General features: G+C 52.4%; 14 protein-coding genes and 3 pseudogenes. 8 read left to right on the forward strand and 9 right to left on the reverse strand.

Features of this window, described 5'->3' with window-relative positions:
* Positions 1–30: 30 nt before the first annotated feature.
* Positions 31–996: an ATP-binding protein gene (locus KTE_RS20200; RefSeq protein ID WP_201383988.1), complete on the reverse strand. Its 966-nt coding sequence runs from the start codon at positions 994–996 to the stop codon at positions 31–33.
* 445 nt (positions 997–1,441) lie between these two features.
* Here KTE_RS20200 and KTE_RS20205 point away from each other — a divergent pair, with 445 nt between their 5' ends.
* The 8 genes and pseudogenes from KTE_RS20205 to KTE_RS20235 all read left to right on the forward strand — a co-directional run bounded on the left by KTE_RS20205 (position 1,442) and on the right by KTE_RS20235 (position 8,603).
* Positions 1,442–2,371 carry a metal ABC transporter solute-binding protein, Zn/Mn family gene (locus KTE_RS20205; protein WP_201383996.1) on the forward strand — a complete coding sequence of 310 codons (930 nt, stop codon included), beginning with the start codon at positions 1,442–1,444 and terminating at the stop codon, positions 2,369–2,371.
* A 53-nt stretch (positions 2,372–2,424) separates the two neighbouring features.
* Positions 2,425–3,291, forward strand: a complete 867-nt coding sequence (locus KTE_RS20210; RefSeq protein ID WP_201383998.1) for a metal ABC transporter ATP-binding protein — start codon at positions 2,425–2,427, stop codon at positions 3,289–3,291.
* Positions 3,272–4,183 carry a metal ABC transporter permease gene (locus KTE_RS20215; RefSeq protein ID WP_201384000.1) on the forward strand — a complete coding sequence of 304 codons (912 nt, stop codon included), beginning with the start codon at positions 3,272–3,274 and terminating at the stop codon, positions 4,181–4,183. The genes KTE_RS20210 and KTE_RS20215 overlap by 20 nt, the downstream gene beginning before the upstream one ends.
* The gene (locus tag KTE_RS20220; protein ID WP_201384002.1) at positions 4,180–5,103 is read left to right on the forward strand and encodes a metal ABC transporter permease; all 924 of its coding nucleotides are present in this window, start codon (positions 4,180–4,182) and stop codon (positions 5,101–5,103) included. The genes KTE_RS20215 and KTE_RS20220 overlap by 4 nt, the downstream gene beginning before the upstream one ends.
* Before the next feature lie 394 nt (positions 5,104–5,497).
* Positions 5,498–6,085 carry a TetR/AcrR family transcriptional regulator gene (locus KTE_RS20225; protein WP_201384004.1) on the forward strand — a complete coding sequence of 196 codons (588 nt, stop codon included), beginning with the start codon at positions 5,498–5,500 and terminating at the stop codon, positions 6,083–6,085.
* 214 nt (positions 6,086–6,299) lie between these two features.
* Positions 6,300–6,770: pseudogene (locus tag KTE_RS47605) on the forward strand (MFS transporter); the annotation flags it as partial.
* 107 nt (positions 6,771–6,877) lie between these two features.
* On the forward strand, positions 6,878–7,843 hold the full coding sequence (locus tag KTE_RS47610) for an MFS transporter (RefSeq protein ID WP_236600671.1): 966 nt from the start codon (positions 6,878–6,880) through the stop codon (positions 7,841–7,843).
* Positions 7,844–8,369: 526 nt separating this feature from the next.
* Entirely contained in the window at positions 8,370–8,603 is a 234-nt protein-coding gene (locus KTE_RS20235) for a hypothetical protein (protein ID WP_201384006.1), read from the forward strand.
* A gap of 421 nt (positions 8,604–9,024) precedes the next feature.
* Here the strand turns inward: KTE_RS20235 and KTE_RS20240 are convergent, their stop codons facing one another.
* The 8 genes and pseudogenes from KTE_RS20240 to ltrA form a co-directional block, all read right to left on the reverse strand.
* Positions 9,025–10,533, reverse strand: coding sequence for a YncE family protein (locus KTE_RS20240; RefSeq protein WP_201384008.1), 1,509 nt, complete (start codon positions 10,531–10,533; stop codon positions 9,025–9,027).
* A gap of 122 nt (positions 10,534–10,655) precedes the next feature.
* A pseudogene (locus KTE_RS49645) lies at positions 10,656–10,946 on the reverse strand (DUF305 domain-containing protein); the annotation flags it as partial.
* Positions 10,947–11,000: 54 nt separating this feature from the next.
* Positions 11,001–11,408: pseudogene (locus tag KTE_RS49650) on the reverse strand (DUF305 domain-containing protein); the annotation flags it as partial.
* Positions 11,409–12,331: 923 nt separating this feature from the next.
* Positions 12,332–12,562 (reverse strand): hypothetical protein, encoded by a 231-nt coding sequence (locus KTE_RS20250; RefSeq protein WP_201384012.1) that lies wholly within the window; start codon positions 12,560–12,562, stop codon positions 12,332–12,334.
* Between the two features lie 35 nt (positions 12,563–12,597).
* Positions 12,598–13,776, reverse strand: a complete 1,179-nt coding sequence (locus KTE_RS20255; RefSeq protein ID WP_201384014.1) for a group II intron reverse transcriptase/maturase — start codon at positions 13,774–13,776, stop codon at positions 12,598–12,600.
* Between the two features lie 824 nt (positions 13,777–14,600).
* The gene (locus KTE_RS20260; RefSeq protein WP_201384017.1) at positions 14,601–15,206 is read right to left on the reverse strand and encodes a reverse transcriptase domain-containing protein; all 606 of its coding nucleotides are present in this window, start codon (positions 15,204–15,206) and stop codon (positions 14,601–14,603) included.
* Positions 15,207–15,608: 402 nt separating this feature from the next.
* Entirely contained in the window at positions 15,609–15,746 is a 138-nt protein-coding gene (locus KTE_RS20265; RefSeq protein WP_201384019.1) for a hypothetical protein, read from the reverse strand.
* 56 nt (positions 15,747–15,802) lie between these two features.
* Positions 15,803–17,497 (reverse strand): group II intron reverse transcriptase/maturase, encoded by a 1,695-nt coding sequence (gene ltrA, locus KTE_RS20270; RefSeq protein ID WP_201383771.1) that lies wholly within the window; start codon positions 17,495–17,497, stop codon positions 15,803–15,805.
* Position 17,498: the final 1 nt, after the last annotated feature.

Genomic DNA, 17,498 nt, shown 5'->3' on the forward strand with positions numbered 1-17,498 from the left:
GTTCAAGAATGGAGAGAACATTTGTCCGATTTACAACGATACAGAGGTGAGCATAGCACTCAAGGAAAAGCTGGGGGCGATTTGTGTGGTAACATCTTCCCCAAGGCTTGTATTCATCCAGGCAAGCGCATTTCGACGATGAAACTCGACCGCCTGGCGGTAGAATTTCTCCCAATCCTGCGAACAGCCATCGACAGCTCGCTTCATGACTGCAAGTGCGACCTGAGCGTCTTCTTCTAGCGCGGTTAGCGGGAGGATTTCGCCTTTCTCCATGGCCCGCACATACGATGAACGTCCAAACCAGGTGAGGAGATTCTCCTCTACATACTTACGCACAAAGGTGAGATCATCCTCAGTCTCAACCTTGTTCGCAATGACCTGCAAATGCACGTCGTAGCCGCGTGCATATTCTGCGTACTGACGGTAGACGCCGAGTGATTTCCTGGTGGGTTCAACGACCAGGAACGTGATGTCAAAGCGCGTAAAGAGACCAGAAGCAAAACTATCTGCACCAGCCGTCATGTCCACGACCACATACTCATCTGGTCCCTCAACACAATGATTGAGGAGCAGTTCAACCGCACCTACTTTTGAGTGATAGCATTTGAGTCCCAGATCTTGCTCCTGGAATGGCCCCGTAACCAGGAGCTTGACTCCGTTGCTATCGCGACCAAAGTAGGAGAGCAGGGCATTGTCTTCGCGCACACGCCAGAGGCGGGAGCCGCGCCCAGGAGGCGTGGTTTTTGTCATCACCGACGCCCGAGGGATGCGCTCATTCGAGCCGCGCAGATACTCTTTTATTCGTTCCATCTCCAGCCCCAATGCAGGGATGTGTGCCAGTTCATGCTCTGAGAGCCCCAGCGCTTCTCCAAGATGCTGATTGATATCGGCATCAAAGGCCAGAATGGGAACTGGAAAGCAAGCAAGAGAACGGCAGAAGAGGGCTGACAATGTTGTCTTTCCACTGCCCCCCTTACCTACAAACGCAATTTTCATACCAACATACTTTCACGTGTATTGTAAATGAGATCACATCTCATTTGTTACTAGAGTATGCCATGGGCAGAAGAGAAAAACAAGGCTTTTTGCTGTCAATATTGATATGGCGTCTCATTTATGAAAAAATTGTCATACATTGCCCGAACGCTACATAGAGCAATCCTTTGAATGCTGTGTTATTCACTTGCATTGAGAGGCAACATTGTAGGACTTTTGAGATTGTGTCTCGTTAGCTATTGACACTGAGTCTCAATAAATGGTACTGTAGAGGCATATTGATATATTGTATCGATAATTGCAACTATCGTCTGGCTCGTGAAAAGCTTGGTTGAAGACATGCTTCTCAGGCAAAGAGCTGAAGCATTCTCATAAGCTAGGCCGCTATTCCTGATTACAGCTTGTCTATGTTCCCTATTTCCGTTTTGTTCAAGGAGGATTCCTAATGTCTCCCTCACGTCGTGCAGCACTTCCGTTTGTATTCTTCTGCATCGTCTTCCTGCTAGCCCTTGAGGCCTGTGGTGGGGCTAACGCTCAAGGTTCATCTAGTAGTAAAAAAACAATTGAGGTGGTTGCCGCCGAGAACTTCTGGGGCAGTATTGCCTCACAGGTAGGTGGAAGCCATGTACATGTGACCAGCCTGATTGTCGATCCCAATGCCGACCCTCATAGCTATGAGCCAACGACAGCCAATGCGCGCGTTGTGGCCGATGCGCAGTATGTGATTTTCAATGGGGCGGGCTATGATCCCTGGATAGAGAAGCTTTTGCAGGCCAATCCAGCCAGTGGACGCAAAGAACTCAATATAGGCGATTTCAATGGCAAGAAAGAGGGTGATAACCCTCATCTGTGGTACAACCCAGAGTATGTGACTAGTGTCGCCAACAAGATTCGCGACGATCTGAAAACGCTTGACGCAGGAGATGCTGCCACATTTGACCAGTCAACACAAACCTTTCTCACAAGTGGGTTAAGGCAGTATCACACGCTGATTGCCGACATCAAAGCGAAGTATAGCGATACACCGGTCGGTGCCACCGAAAGTATTTTCTCCTATCTCTCTCCTGCTCTAGGGCTCAAGTTGATCACGCCCTATTCGTATCTCAAGGCCGTCTCTGAGGGCGAAGATGTTACGGCAGGTGATGAAGTGACCGTTGAGCAGCAGATCAAGCAGAGAGAGATGAAAGTCTTGATCTACAATTCGCAGAATACTCCGAATAATATCCTGGCCCTGATCAACTTGGCGAAGGCTAACAATATTCCTGTTGCTACCATCACGGAGACGCTGACTCCGCCGACTGCTTCCTTCGAAGCGTGGCAATCAGCACAACTTCAAGGTATCGAAAACGCTCTTGCTCAGGCAACGGGTAAATAACACATTGGAGCGGAAAGCTTCCGCTTTCCGCTCCAATAAGAGGTAGATATATTATGTTTGAGATATCCTCTTCATCCGCTTCAGGTTCCGTTTCACACGCTTCCTCGCCTCTTATCCAGGTCAGGGACGCCACAGTCGTCCTCGGTGGGCGCATAATCTGGCAGCAGGTCAATTTCTCAGTTCAGCCAGGCGAGTTTCTGGCGATTCTGGGTCCCAATGGGGCGGGCAAGTCAACGTTGCTCAAAGCCATTCTTGGGCTGCTCCCCCTTTCAGAGGGCACTATTACCGTCCTTGGGCAACCGGCGCGCCGGGGCCATACCGCTATCGGCTATGTTCCCCAGCGACGACATTTTGAGGCCGATGTCCATGTACGCGGACGCAGTATCGTTCGTCTTGGGCTGGACGGCGCACATTGGGGACTCCCACTGCCATTGGTTCAACCACGCCAGAAGCGTGAAGCTGCGTTCCGTGTGCAGGAGGCTATTGAGCGGGTCGGTGCGAGCGCATACGCGGATAGACCAATTGGCGAGCTCTCTGGTGGTGAACAGCAGCGCCTGCTGATCGCCCAGGCCCTGGTCAAGCGCCCACGTCTCTTGGCTCTGGACGAACCCCTTGACAGCCTGGATCTACGCAACCAGCAAGGGGTGGCAGGCGTAATCCGGCAGATCAGTCGCGAGACGGAGGCCTCGGTGCTCCTGGTTGCTCATGATGTCAATCCCATTCTCTCGGCGGTTGATCGCGTGGTGTATGTCGCCCATGGGCAGGTCGCAGTTGGCAAGCCTGAAGAGGTTATTACCACGGAGACGCTTTCGCGTCTCTACAATACCTCGATTGAGGTGCTGCGTGCCAGTGATGGGCGTATTGTCGTGGTTGGACAGCCTGAAGAGGAGGTCAGTTATCATGCCCATCGTCCTCGCTGACACCAATCCCTTCTCCTGGGATCTGGTGGCGGATCTCCAACTCCTGTTTCACTATCACTTCATGCAAAACGCCTATCTTGCGGGGACGCTTGTAGCCGTAGCGGCGGGTGTCATGGGCTACTTTATGGTCTTGCGCAACCAGAGCTTCGCGGGCCATAGCTTGGCCAACGTTGGTTTTGCAGGCGCAACGGGGGCGACACTCTTTGGCATCGCGCCAGTTCTCGGTCTCTTTCTGGCAGGTCTGCTTGCCGCTGTGGGGATTGGGACACTTACGAGCGCGACACGCCAGCATCGTCAAAGCGACATTGCGGTCGGTGCTGTATTTACAGCCTCACTGGCGCTGGGCTTTCTCTTCATCCATCTCTCGCCAGTCGAGTATGCGGGCAGCGTCTATACCGTGCTCTTTGGCAATGTACTTGGCATTAGTGATACCGATGTGACGATTATTACCTGCTCAACCCTGCTCTTACTCCTTATCATGTTTTGTATCGGGCGCCCCCTTTTTTTTGCCTCTCTTGATGAGAACGTGGCGCAGACGCATGGTGTCCCAGTGAGTGCGCTCTCGCTTGGCTTCCTTGTGCTGCTGGCGCTGGAGGTGGCGGTTGCGGTCCAGGTCATCGGCGTCTTGCTCATCTTTGCGCTGTTGGTGACGCCCGCAGCGGTTGCGCATCAGGTAACGACTCGGCCAGGGGTGGCGGTGCTGATGGCCATCCTTCTGGCGCTGCTCTTTGCCTGGATTGGACTGGCCATTGGCTATGCCACGCCCTATCCAGTCGGCTTTTTCATTACCACTCTTGCCTTCGGAACTTATGTCCTGGCCCGTGGCTTGTGCCTGATTCGAACGACGCTTCTCCGTCAATATGCTCGTTCGCAAAGAGAGGAATTTATATGAGTTTGACCATCACAACAATGCTTCCTCCGTTTACCCTCAATCTTTGGCGGGACCTACAGGTGATGCTCAGCTACGACTTTATGCGCCAGGCCTTCCTCGCCGGAACGCTCTTGAGTATTGTCTGTGGACTGGTGGGCTACTTTGTTGTCTTGCGCCACCTGGCCTTTGCGGGAGAATCCCTTTCCGATGTTACCTTTACAGGTGCGCTGGGTGGTGCGGCATTCGGCATCAATCCTTTTATCAGCTTACTTGCCACCACTGTTATCGTCGCGCTTGCGATGGGAGGACTGGGAGAGCGCTTGCGGGGAAGGGATGTCGCGATTGGTACTGTCCTCTCCTGGGTCTTTGGCGTAGGCGTCTTCTTTTTGAGCCTCTTCACAGCACATGTGAGCGGAACTGGAACTGGATTCTCGGGTGTCACCGTGCTCTTTGGCAATATTCTGGGCATTTCTTTGGATCAGCTAAGCACAATTGCCCTGGTGAGTAGTGGCGTTGTTCTTGTTCTTGTACTGTTCGCGAGGCCTTTGCTCTTCGCCTCCCTTGACCCTGATGTGGCAGCGGCTCATGGCTTGCCAGTGCGCCTGCTAGGGCTGGGATTTATGGTCCTGCTGGCCATCACGGTGAGTGAGGCGACCCTGGCCGTAGGTGCTCTTCTGGTTTTTGCGCTACTCCTCCTACCAGCCGCCATTGCCTACCAGGTCGTCGACCGTCCTTTTGTGGCCCTTGGCCTTGCCGCATTGCTCAGTATCGTCTTCACCTGGCTTGGCATTGTTATTGGCTTCTACACAGGATACCCAAGTAGTGTTTGTATCAGCCTGCTGGCCTTTCTCTGTTACGTGATGATTGTTGGGGGAACTGGTCTCAGGATGGAATTTAGAGCGAGGAGGATACGTGAACTTCTTATACTAGACAACAGATAAGAGGCGTAAGGACGTGTGGGAAGGTGTTTCAGGAAAGCTCTCTGCTCTCGCATAACGAATCACCGACTCTCGATACATCTGTAATCGCCATGCAATTTCGCGATGACTCATACCTTGTTTCACGAAGCGCTGTACAGCCTCGTAGTGCTCCACAGATTACAGCATTCCCAATGACTCATTGAGTGTCATCAAAAATGCGTCAGACCCGGCAAAAAGGGTTCACTCCAATCTGCCACCAATGCTCTTTCGTCTGACAAGAAGATATTGACACGCTATAGTCTAGTACGCGGCAAGAAGAAACTTCCCTTTAAGGAGAGTTTGTGGGCGTTGTACACTGATCTATAGATTGACCGGTATGCAAAATTGTGACGAGAGGGTCAGAGGAGGCGGAGCAATGGAACAAACCTCAACGAGCGATCAGACACAGGACTTAAAAGAGAAACAGCGCCAGGAGCGGGAGCAACTAATTCTGAGCGCGGCGGAAGAGGTACTCTACGAGAAAGGGTATCACGATATCTCCTCCATCGATGAGATCGCTGCGCGCGTAGGCGTTGCTAAAGTTACCGTCTATCTGCATTTCCCGAGCAAGGAAGACCTGGTCTTCGCCATCTTTCTGCATAACTTCGACACATTTGTACGCGTTATTGATGAGGTTCTTAGCGAGACTATGCTGCCGCGCCAGCAGCTTGAAACGATCCTGGCGTGCATGTATGGCGGCTTCTCTATCAAGCAGATCCAGCCACTCTACAATAGCGTCGACATGAAGCTCCTCTTTGAGGTCAGTCGTGAGCAGGAGGGGCTGCGCCCGTGGGTGCAGCTCGCGGTGCGCGCCGGCTCCATTCTAGAGGCAGGCAAGGTCAGTGTCGACTTCGATTCTGTAATGCCCACAAGCGCCACCTTTTTCAGCCTGCTCTCGCCCCACAGCTATGAACGCCTGGTCCTTGGTGAGTACATGGCGTTCAAGACCTGGTCCAGCACCTGAAACACATCTACTTCAACGACAGCTCCACACACTCCCTAGCGAGTGCCGCAGGCGCGAAAAGTCATGCCAGGGAAGGCCTAAGAGCGTAGAAAGGGGATACAAGCCCATGACTACTGTTTCCAGGCCACGTGAAACCAGGCAGGAAGAGACCTACCAAGAGCCACAATACACCACCCGCGAGACCCTCTTGACCATGTTGGCGGTCCTCATGGTGATGCTACTGGCGTCTCTGGACCAAACTATCGTCTCTACTGCTACGCCTAGAATTATCGCCGATCTGCAAGGCTTCGACCGCTATACCTGGGTCTCGACCTCCTATCTCCTGGCCTCGACGGTGATGGTGCCGATCTATGGCAATTTTTCAGATATCTTTGGGCGTAAACCCATCTTCCTGGTGGGTGTCGTCATCTTTCTGACTGGTTCCGCACTCTCCGGGGCAGCGCAGACGATGGATCAGCTTGTGCTCTTTCGCGCCTTCCAGGGCATTGGCGCGGGTGCACTCATGCCTATCGCTATCGCCATCGTTGCTGACCTCTTCGCGCCCCGTGAGCGTGCCAAGTGGCAGGGCGTCACGGGCGCGGTCTGGGGCCTCTCCTCTATCGTTGGTCCCACGGCAGGTGGCTGGATTACCGAGCATACGACCTGGCGCTGGGTCTTCTACGTCAATCTGCCCATAGGTCTATTGGCAATGCTTGTGCTGATCTTCCTCATGCCCCGCTCAAGCAGACAAGCAAGAAGCCAAAGATTGACTACCTGGGCGCGGCATTACTCATCGCCACGGCGCTCCCGCTGCTGCTCGGTTTCTCCTGGGCTGGCTCGGAGTACGCCTGGAGCTCACCCATTATCCTGGGACTCTTCGCCCTGGCTCTCTGCGTCGGCTGTGTCTTCGTGCTCTATGAGACCATTGTGCAACGCGAGGGCGGACAGCCTATCATTGAGCCTTCGCTCTTTCGCAATGGCATCTTCACCATCTCGACCATCGCCACGGTTATCTTTAGCATGGCGCTCTTTGGTAGCACCTTCTTTATCCCGCTCTTTGTCCAGGGCGTAGTGGGCACCACCGCTACCAGTAGCGGCCTCGTCCTGACGCCGTTGATGCTGACCTCAGTTGTAGGCAGCGTCATCTCGGGTCAGCTCGTAGCCCGCACCGGGCGCTACAAGTGGGCCGCCATTAGTGGCATGCTGATTGGTATCGCGGGCTCCTGGCTGCTCATGCGCCTGGATATCAATGCCAGCGACAGTGATGTGCTCCTCGCTATGATCATGCTTGGTCTGGGTATGGGAACCAGCATGTCTCTCTACACGCTCATCGTGCAGAATGCCCTGCCGCATAAGATCGGTCAGGCCACTTCCTCACTGATCTTCTTCCGCTCCATTGGAGGTACTATCGCCCTTGCCGCCATGGGCTCTGTCATGAATGCCAGCTACCTCCCTGCCTTCCATAGCGCCCTCCCCGATGCCAACAAAGAGGTCTTGCCCGCCGGGACCCTCCACTTTTTCGACAACCCTCAGATCCTGCTCTCCGAGCAGATGCAGAGCCGCGTCCATGCCGGACTCTCCGCGCTTGGTCCAGCGGGCCAGGATCTCTACATTCAGCTCATGCAAGCTGTCAAGATCGGCCTTACCCAGGGCATTCACCAGATCTTCCTGCTTTGCACTCTGCTACTCTGCGCTGGCCTGCTCGTCGTCGTCTTCCTCAAAGAAATTCCCCTGCGTGGCAAAAAAACGACAGAGAAACCCGAACCCCTGCACCTCTAACAGGAAGGAGATGCCAGCTTCCTCATGGGGGCAGGCATCTCCTTCCTGTTATTCACATGTTTGTCGAGCCGCCTTCGGGCATCTCTTTGCTTTCTGCACCGAGCAGGAATTCTGCCGGGGCCACTAGGCCATCAGATCCCTCAAACTGGCTCAATGCCTGCCTCACCTCCTCCAATAGATGGAGTTGCTCAGTATGCTGAGACGCTTCATTGCACCGGCGATCAACCTGCTGGCTGTCGATTGCAGGAACACATTGAGCGAAGTGTAATGGGACTGAGAAGGAAGAGCACGAGCCTATCCTTCTCCTTGTATAAGTAGTGCTTTAGCATACTGGTAAAAGACAAGTCTTTCAAGGAGATGGGCAAACCGCAACGAAAATACATGCCTATACTCAATGCCTCAGATTTTTCTCCTCACCCTTCACAAGCTTCCTCAAACGAGTAATAAAGCAAATAAGATAAAAACATGCAAAAAAATGATTTTTATATATTTATCTATAAAAAACACAGAATAAGGAGGGGCAAATATGCCTGAGATTTTAATTTCTCGCAAGTTTCGTTATGATCTGAGTGAACTACATACGAGACGAAAGAAAAATGAGATTACAGAAGAAGACTTCAGTATTCAACATGATGCCTTAATTGCTCAGGAAGCAAAATTGCAGGAAGCGGCAGGCTCACTTCTTCTTGCCAAAGAGTTAGAGGCAGTAGATGCTGATATCGAAGCGTCTATTGAAAAAAGTTTCAAGAAGAAGAGCTAGAAGAGACCGAGCGCGCCATGAGAGAACGCTTCGCCAGAGCCGCTGAAAAGCGACGTATTGAGCAGGAGAAAATGCAAAGCAGGATGCCATAGAGAAGGAAAACAAAAAGAGGATAGAGGAACGCTCTCGATTTCGCTCCACCATTGATACCTATGTGAACGATCTCGAAGAGGATACGAATCGCTGGCAACGATTGGGTAGTGACTCTATTGAGAAGTGATATATAAGGGAGTCACTACCCCAATGTGAGCACTGGTACAAAACTACTTGAGCCAACCGCTTCACATCTGGGGTATCAGCAGAGAAGAGCGTAAATAACAACGAGATCTACACCCCTTTGAGGGGTCACAAGATTACGGCGGGCTTAGCGTATGTTTTGCCCGCCGTAATCTTGTGACCCTATCATGGCACCATTTCTTCCTCATTGCGCCTGGACCTGCACGGGCGTTGCGTGCTGCGTAGCGGTCCCAGGATAGATCACAAGGTAGCGGCGTGGCATGTTGTTCTGCCCCTGCACGACTTGTCGGATCGGACCGACGGTGTTGACAATAGCGGCGCCTGCCGCGTTCGTCGTGAAGACCTCCAGCGGCTCCAGCGTGCCGTTGCCATTCGGATCTGAGGAGAGCGCAAGCACATAGGATTGCTTAGGGGCGAGCCCGGTCACGGCTGCTTGCAGTACCTGCACCTGCCCTTGATCAAACAGCGAGGCACTGGTAGGGGCTTGCTGCCCGGCTGCCAGTTTTGCCGGCTTGCCATTCTTTAGTGGCACGAGCGAGAGATGCGTGGCTTGTTTAGCGATGCCAAGCGAAGTGAGGCCCTGCGTACCAGTGCCGCTCGGCACGGCATTGGGCACGTACGTGATCGCCTGACACCCTTGCCCAATCGGGCTTTTCCCTACCACCTGGTTGGTCAGCGTATTAATGGCAACCAGGTTATCTCCGTTTTCAAGCCCGACATAGATCCGTGTTCCATCGCCGGACGGCCAGATCCCATGTGGCAACGCGCCGACCGGAATGGTCGCGACTTGAGCGAAGTTGTCGGTGCGGAATACCTTGACCTCGTTGAGCCCACCGATGGTGATATAGGCAAACGTGCCGTGGGCATTGTGGACGATATTGACATGGTTGGTAATCGGTCCCGTGTCAAGTGTTTTCAACATCGAGAAAGGTGGCTGGCCATCGAACACCTGCACCCTACCCGTGTCCTTCAATGTGTACCAGACCTGTTTACCGTCCGGCGTCGCCGCAATATTTGGGCAGAACGGGCTTGCCTGGGGGATCCGCTTGATAACCTTGTGATCGGTGACCGTGATCACGTCGGTCTCAGGAGTGAAGGAGGAGCAGACATAGCCGTATTTGTCATCGGGGGAAAAAATCGTCATGCCTGGTCCATTCGCCACGGTGATGCGGGTCTTCTCCTGATACGTGGCGCCATCAAGAACGGAGACGTAGTTCTCGCCACGGACGGTCACCCAGGCCTCCTTCCCATCTGGCGTGTAGAACGCTTCATGAGGCGAGCGTCCGACATAGGTGACGTGTTTCACGGTATTGGTTGCCGTGTCGATGAAGGCAACGGAATTCGAGGCGATCGAAACGACCAGGAGGGTGCGATGATCGGGTGAGAAGCCCATGCCATGCACGAGCAACTGCCCTGTATACAGTGGGTTGAGATTGGCTGGGGTTGGGGCTCCCAGATTAATGACACCCAGGAGCTTGTTGTCGACCGGATCGGTGACGGTGACGGTGTTTGACCATTGGTCCGCAGTATAGACGCGGTCTCGGTGGCTGAGGGCTATATCTGGAGAGGTTGGTGTCCCAAACGGAACCTGCCCCGCCCAGGCGATTGGGGGAGAGACAGAGGCCGTGGGAATAAGCGATGCCATAACCAGGGTCATGGTAATCAGCACAATACTAAAAAAGCTGCGTTTCATGCGGATACTCCTATTTGTTACAGATACCGCATAAATGTACAATACGAAGATAGCCGTTATATGCTGATCAAAGATAGCTCATGGGACAACGACTCAGACGAAGGAGGTCACCCACGCTCGCCGAGTTGCATCGCGACGATCTCCTGCTGCTGGGTAGCGATGATTTCCTGAGCAAGGCCGCGAAGAGGCTCATCATTCCCATACATCAGCTCGGCTTTTGCCATATCGATGGCGCCCTGATGATGCGGCACCATCATGGCGACGAAATCTCTATCCACGTCACCGGATGGTTTGATCTTCATCCCTACCATCATTTTGGCCATTGCCGCATTGTTCTTGGCGAAGAACGGCCCCTCATCCTGGCTGGTGAACTGGGAGGAAGATGTAGGAATATCAACGAGTGTGAGCCGCATCGTAGCAATATCCTCTTGCTGAGTGACGATGATTTCCTGAGCAATGGCGCGGAGTTTCTCGTTATGCCCATAGCTCAGTTCGGCTTTTGCCATGTCGATGGCGCCCTGATGATGCGGCACCATCATGGCGACGAAGTCTCTATCCACGTCACCAGATGGTTTGATCTTCATCCCTACCATCATTTTGGCCATTGCCGCATTATTCTTGGCGAAGAACGACATTTCCTCAGCATTCGAAGAGGGTGTCGTGTTGCTAAGGGTGATGCCAATGATGAGAGCGGTGGCAAGAAGTAACACCCCTAAACCGAACACCATCCAGTGAAAGAGAGGCACGCTGCCTCTCAGCCTGTCCATAGTCGTTGCTCGTGAAGGTTCATCACACTGCTCGGCTGCACGTAGACGCGCTTCAGCTCGTCGCTGCCCGCGAGTTCCAAGGACGTCTATTGATCGCCTTCTTTCCATCACATCCTCCTCTTGTCTCCTTCGGGAACGTACAGATCCTCTACATCGTCTGTAAGCAGGAACGTCCTCATCCTTGAGCTCTCCCCATCGGCGCAGGAATACGACAAAACGCTAGAAGGCTCTTCGCATGGCCTTGATCTTCCTCTCTATGGCCATCCCTGTAATCTGCGAGTGCTCCAACAAGAAGAATAGTTGATGAGAGCAAGAGACGTGCCACCTGATTTACGCGAATCATCTGCCAGACCTATCGAGCCATGAAACGCATAAACCATTCTGCTGGTGGGAGGTAACGATTTTGCTTCCACGTCCCTTTTCTCTTCCTGGCTTTGTCATTCAAGGGTTTCCGCCTTACTCATGTAGAGCTTTATTCTCGAACGATAGAGCGAGGGATAGAATATTACAGTGAAATGGTTTTCAGGTTTTTCGCTTCTCTGGTCACGAGATTTACCATAATCCTGCAGCCAAATCCTACGATCTGTTTGTGTACCTTATGGATTGAGAGAGAATGGGAGCCAGCAAACTGGTAACGTCTCCCCGTCAGCAGCCCCTCCTCTCATCTCGACCTGGACGGTGAAAATACGGGAGAAGGGCATGGAGCAAGTTAAGGAGCCACAAGGCAAGAAGGCATGTGCGCAGTGCAGCAAAGAGAAAAACCTCATTGAATTTTATCGCACAAAAAAACGGGGCTGATGGGCGGATGAAAATGTGCATCCAATGTTTCAAGAAGAATAAAGAGGAACGCCAACGACGTGAACATGAGGAATGGGAACGTCGACGCTGCGAACGCGAGGCACAATTACAGGAGGAACGTGAGCGGCAAGAGCGCCTGGAGGTTTATGAACGCGAGCGCCAGGCGAAACGACAGGCAGAAATGGTAACTGATCTACCATGTGGTTCTGCCCACGGGATGCGCACCAATGTGTCTACTTGTCAACCCCTTGGGAGGAGGCGAGCCGGAGGCTCATCAAGCATCCTTGCGAGCTTGAGGCCTGGTGGATGCGCTGAAATGCCGGTTTCAGCCAGGAGCGTGGAGCAAGCGATCCCGAGAGCAGCGACCCTTGACTGGGGTGGAAAGACTTGCAGAACGAGAGCGAGCGGGAGATGGTGACGCTCTTCAAGTAGAGTGGGGAGCGGTTGTCCAGGAACTGGATCACCCGTCACCCCCTCTCAGAACCGGACGTGCTCGTTTTCAAGTATCCGGCTCGCCCTTTACGTGTTTCTTGAAAAATCCTTTATCAGGAAGGGTTCCCTGATGGAGTCGTTGATGGCAAGATCGGCAGAGGACCAGCGTTTTCCTGTTGCGAGCCGCCATCAACTGCTGCCAGAAAGCTTTTCCTTTCGCAACATCTTTCATTTTTCGTATGTGATGGATCTCAAATGGTCCTGCTGTAGTTTCACAATATTCACACTGCTTTTTGTTCAGCCGTTTGATAATCTCCGAATGGCTGAGCGTCCACACGAAAATATTGGGTGAAACATCAAGTCGAGGGTCGTTGGGAAATGGCGCTTTGAGATCCTTAAGACGAAAAACTCTGATGGAGCGAGTCTTCTTTTCTCCGGGAACGGTAAGGACATAGCCGTCCTCTGTTTTGAGTCGCTTGGCAATAGCGCTCATCCCTGATTTGTGTTTGCAAGCCAGGGTCTTAAAGAGGCTTGCTCGCCAGATCAGAGCGAGTCGATGTAGCTCTTGTTTGACATTGCAAGCAAGAGCGTAGTAGTTCGCCAAGCCCCGGAGTTCTCCGTTGTAAGCAAGAATGATTTCGGCGTCACTGAGTGTTATCCATTTGTTCTTATGGATAGCTTTTATCGCTTCATAGTTTCCATACCCTTTTGAGGTACAGAACTTCTGAAGTTTTCCGGCGGGGATATGGAGTTGAAGTTGCTCAGACATCGATTTGTAGGTGGTATGGCGCGAGCCACGTTTCACCTTGATAACGCGGTCTCCTGAGTAGGTCTTCACTTCATACCCAACAAAGATGGTTCCTTGTTTACTGTGGCAGATGTGGGATTTTTCCTCTGCGATAGCCAGTTTGAGGGTTCCTTCAATGAAGGCTTTGACCTCTTGCCTGACGTTTTCTGCATCGGCGTGTGAACCGATGATACCAATGCAGAAATCATCTGCGAAGCGACAATAGAACAGTCGTTTGTATCCCGCGTCGAACGGGTCCCCACTGGGGATCTGTTTTCTCAGTTGGTCGAGTTGCCGAATTTCCTCTTGGATGGTCTGAAGGTCTTGCTCTCCTCCCTCCTTTCCCTTCAGCCTATCCCATTTTGCCCGGAGCCGTTTAATTCTGTCTGAATAGCGATAGTACAGCAAGTTTTTCCCGCGTTTCTTTCCCCGATCAAACCGTCTCTTCAATCCTTTCATGAAGAGGTCCAGTTCGTGGAGATAGACATTTGCAAGGATGGGAGAGAGTCGAGTAGGAGCGGAGCGCACCTTCTCATCTCTCAATGAGCGTGTTTCTCTACTCCTCTCGCCAAACCGGACTGGATACTTTCGCATCATCCGGCTTTCCCTCATTGCAATCGTTTGTGATCCCCGTTTTAGGGCAAGGCTACGTTGGGTTTTGATGATATCGGACATACATTTTAGTCCTCTCGTACCCGTGTCGTTTCCTTGTACAATGACTGTGGCCCTTCGCCCTGTGCCGGACTGTTTTCCGGCTCCGACTACTACGGCCACTCCGCCACGCGATGATCACTTCAATCGCAGCTAATCCAGTCTGGGTCAACGTTCGACCTTTCGTCGTCTCAGATCGATCATCGCGTTTCCTACGTTCACACAGCAGTACGTGTTGCGTCTCGCCGTAGGCTCTCTCTTTACGCCCGTCAGGTACACACCCAGTACCCGCGACAACAGCCGATAGCTTAAACCCCTGTAGCTAGAGCGGTTTGGTCCCAATCGATAGACCGTTTCATCCAGGCCAATTCATACCTCAATTACCTGCTGTCTCACACCATCTCCGTTATTTTCAGTGTGTTCAAGGTGAGGACGCTTCAAACAAGAGTTCCTTGCGTAGCCATAGCGAATCTCAGGCTAGAGACCTCATACTGTAACGGAGTGCCAGTATTTCGTCCCGTGTTTTCTGGGCTTCAGACAAGTTGATGCTCATTGTCCCCTGCCTGCCAGATTAGCCTTAGCATCTTGGGGGAGATGCTACTTCGTCAATTGGATTTCTCCTTTCGTGAAGATTACTGCTGTATGCTTCGTAGCGCACCAATAGAACCTTGTGGTACACCGCTGTAGGTCGTATGGTACGTCCAGTCCTCTAAATAGCCAGCGTCGAGCATGGCCTGAATGAGGCGTAAAAAGCGGGTATCATCGATTTTCTTCTTGAGCAGATCAACCAGGAGCTCCTGATTGATCGTGTTGAAGTAATCGCGGATATCCATGTCTACGATCCATTTGATCGATCCCCAGTGCTCGCTGATTTGTTCCAGGGCCGTGTGGGGGGATCTCTTTGGCCGGAACCCATGTGAGCTATCCTCAAAGGTTGGCTCGTAGATCCGTTCCAGGATGATCCTGACCACTTCCTGGATCAATTTGTCGTTTCCAGAAGAGATACCGAGTGGGCGTTTCTTGCCATTCTTTTTTGGAATGAGGACTCTTCTGACAGGCTTGAACTGGTATGATCCGTTTTTGAGTTGTTTGATGATGGTTGCAACTCGTTCTTCTGAGAAACCATCCAATGTGACTTCATCTACTCCGGGGGTGAGAGCACCCTTGTTGGCGTAAATGTTTGCATAGGCTTCATGCCACAATATTTGATCTTCCAGAAGACGAAACAATCCATTCAAGCACTTTCCCTGTTTCGAGATGTTTCCAAGCGCTTCTAATCTCCTAATCACTGTAGCGGATAGCATCAGCACATCCTCGCTTTCGGTTTATTATCAGCAACGTAAACTCTTTCCCTTCCCCCAGGCAGCGGAGGTTTCGTGACTATTACTATTCACTTATCCTCTTGCCCGTATCGCATCCACGAGGCTACCCGTGTTGCGATCTGCGGAACCCATTACAGGCCCACCTTGGGTACTACGGAAATTCCGTACCCATGCAGGGATTGCTCCCTGTTTAGGGCATCCCGCATTTTCAGCAGAGTGAGATCCGACGTGCTCCAGGCGTCCTGTTCGTCCTGTATTGCCCTCGTAGAAAGGGTCTGCCAACATCGATGGATAAGGGCGCATCTGCATTCTACGTCCTTAGATGCTGGACCCAACGTTTGTGTAGGATAGGCGGCCAGCGAGGTACTGCTTATTGCTTTGACCTGCCAGGAGCCTTCCTGGTGGTATCTCTGCCAGTCCTTTTCCGACCGTCGGGTAAGGAGACGATGTTGCCATCGTCCCCTCCCCTCAGAACTGCTCGTGAGAGTTCCCCCTCAAGCAGCTCAAGCCTTTCAAATGCCCTGTTCAGGACACGGCTCCACCTCGGTATTCCCTTGGCTGTGGAGTTGTTGATGGCACGTTGGATGGAGCAGCACCCGGTTTTCGAGCTGATCCCCGCCTCCTTTTGATCGCCAGACTTGATGGTGGTTGTGCCACCCTGTCAGTTTGGTGATCCGTTGGTGACAGCGAGGACAAAGCCCCTTCTGGTTTTTCCAGAGCATGAGTAATTGCCTCTTTCCCCTGAGGGTGCTTTCCATTTTCACGCCAAGGCGCTTCTCGAAATACACCTCCCACGCGGGATCGAAGGGATTCGCCTCTCCCTGGATTTTTATGTGCCGCTTGATGGGTGTTTGGGCAGCGCGGAACAGTCGAACCGTTTCCCACATGCCGTTTCGCCCAATCACCATGCCTGAAAAGACCCAATGCCGTCCTTCATGGTCATGGAAATACTTCTCCTTGATCCATCGTCGCGGTTTGTTGTTGTGTCTTTTTCTGGCCCATTGCCATAACATCTCAAAGATGGCATTGTCCACATCTTGAAAGATTTCTTTGCTGACCACATGCTGGTAATACCTTGCCCATCCTCGAATAAGGGGGTTGAGCAACAGGATCAACTGCCCAGCTGTGGTTCCCCGGTGATCTTTCACGACCTTCCGGACCTTTTCCAGGAACGCTTTCACGTTCTTCTTGGCTGGTTTGATGATCAGCTTCCCATGATACTTACGTACATGTTGTCCGAGAAAGTCGAAGCCGTCTTCAATATGCGTCACGAGGGTTTTCTCCTCAGAGAGTCTCAACCCTCGTTCCCTCATGAATTGTTCCACAAGAGGTTTGACTTCGTGCTCTAACAGTTCCTTTGAACTCCCTGTCACCACAAAGTCATCCGCAAATCGTATCAGATTCACCTTCGCCTTTCGGCTTTGGCGATCTCCTGGATAGAGTGCCCGTAGCTTGCTTTCTAGTCCATCAAGGGCTAGATTAGCCAGCACGGGTGAAATTGGGCCCCCCTGAGGGGTACCTTCTTCTGTCCGGTGGAAGACCTGTTGATCGATGTAGCCCGCCTTCAGCCACTTGTGGAGGATGCTCTTCTCCATCGGGATGTGAGCCTCTAACCATGAATGGCTGACTCCGTCAAAGCACGCCTTGATGTCTCCTTCGAGCACCCACTGTGCTGAATACTTGTGGCTCAGCACAGTGAAGCACTGTTCGATGGCATCGGCTGTGGACCTCTCTGGTCGAAACCCATATGAGTTCCGATCTCCTGTTGTTTCGGCAATAGGACTAAGCGCCAACAAGTAGAGCACTTGCATGGCCCTATCCGACATACACGGAATGGAGAGGGGTCTCAGTTGGTTGTTGCTTTTTGGGATATACACCCGCTTCAGCGGTTGAGGATGATAGCCTCGTTGCTTGAGCGATTGTATGGCTTTTGCCTTCTTTTCTGGAGTATTCCAGATGTCTTTGTCTACTCCAGGAGTGTTCTTGCCTTGGTTTTCCGTCACTCGTCTGACGGCAAGCGCTTTGCCACTGAACGAGTGGGTTAACAAGCGTTGCAGGGCTTTCACCTTGCCCCGTTTGCCTTCCTGTGTTGCCTTGACGATACGCGCTTGGAGCCGACGCACATTGCGGTGAACGGCTGACCAATTGATCTGGTGCCATTTCATCTCGCTGTGGGAAGCTGCACCAGCAAACATGTTCGCTGTCATC

The organism is Ktedonobacter sp. SOSP1-85 (genome assembly GCF_016587415.1).
GTDB lineage: Bacteria > Chloroflexota > Ktedonobacteria > Ktedonobacterales > Ktedonobacteraceae > Ktedonobacter.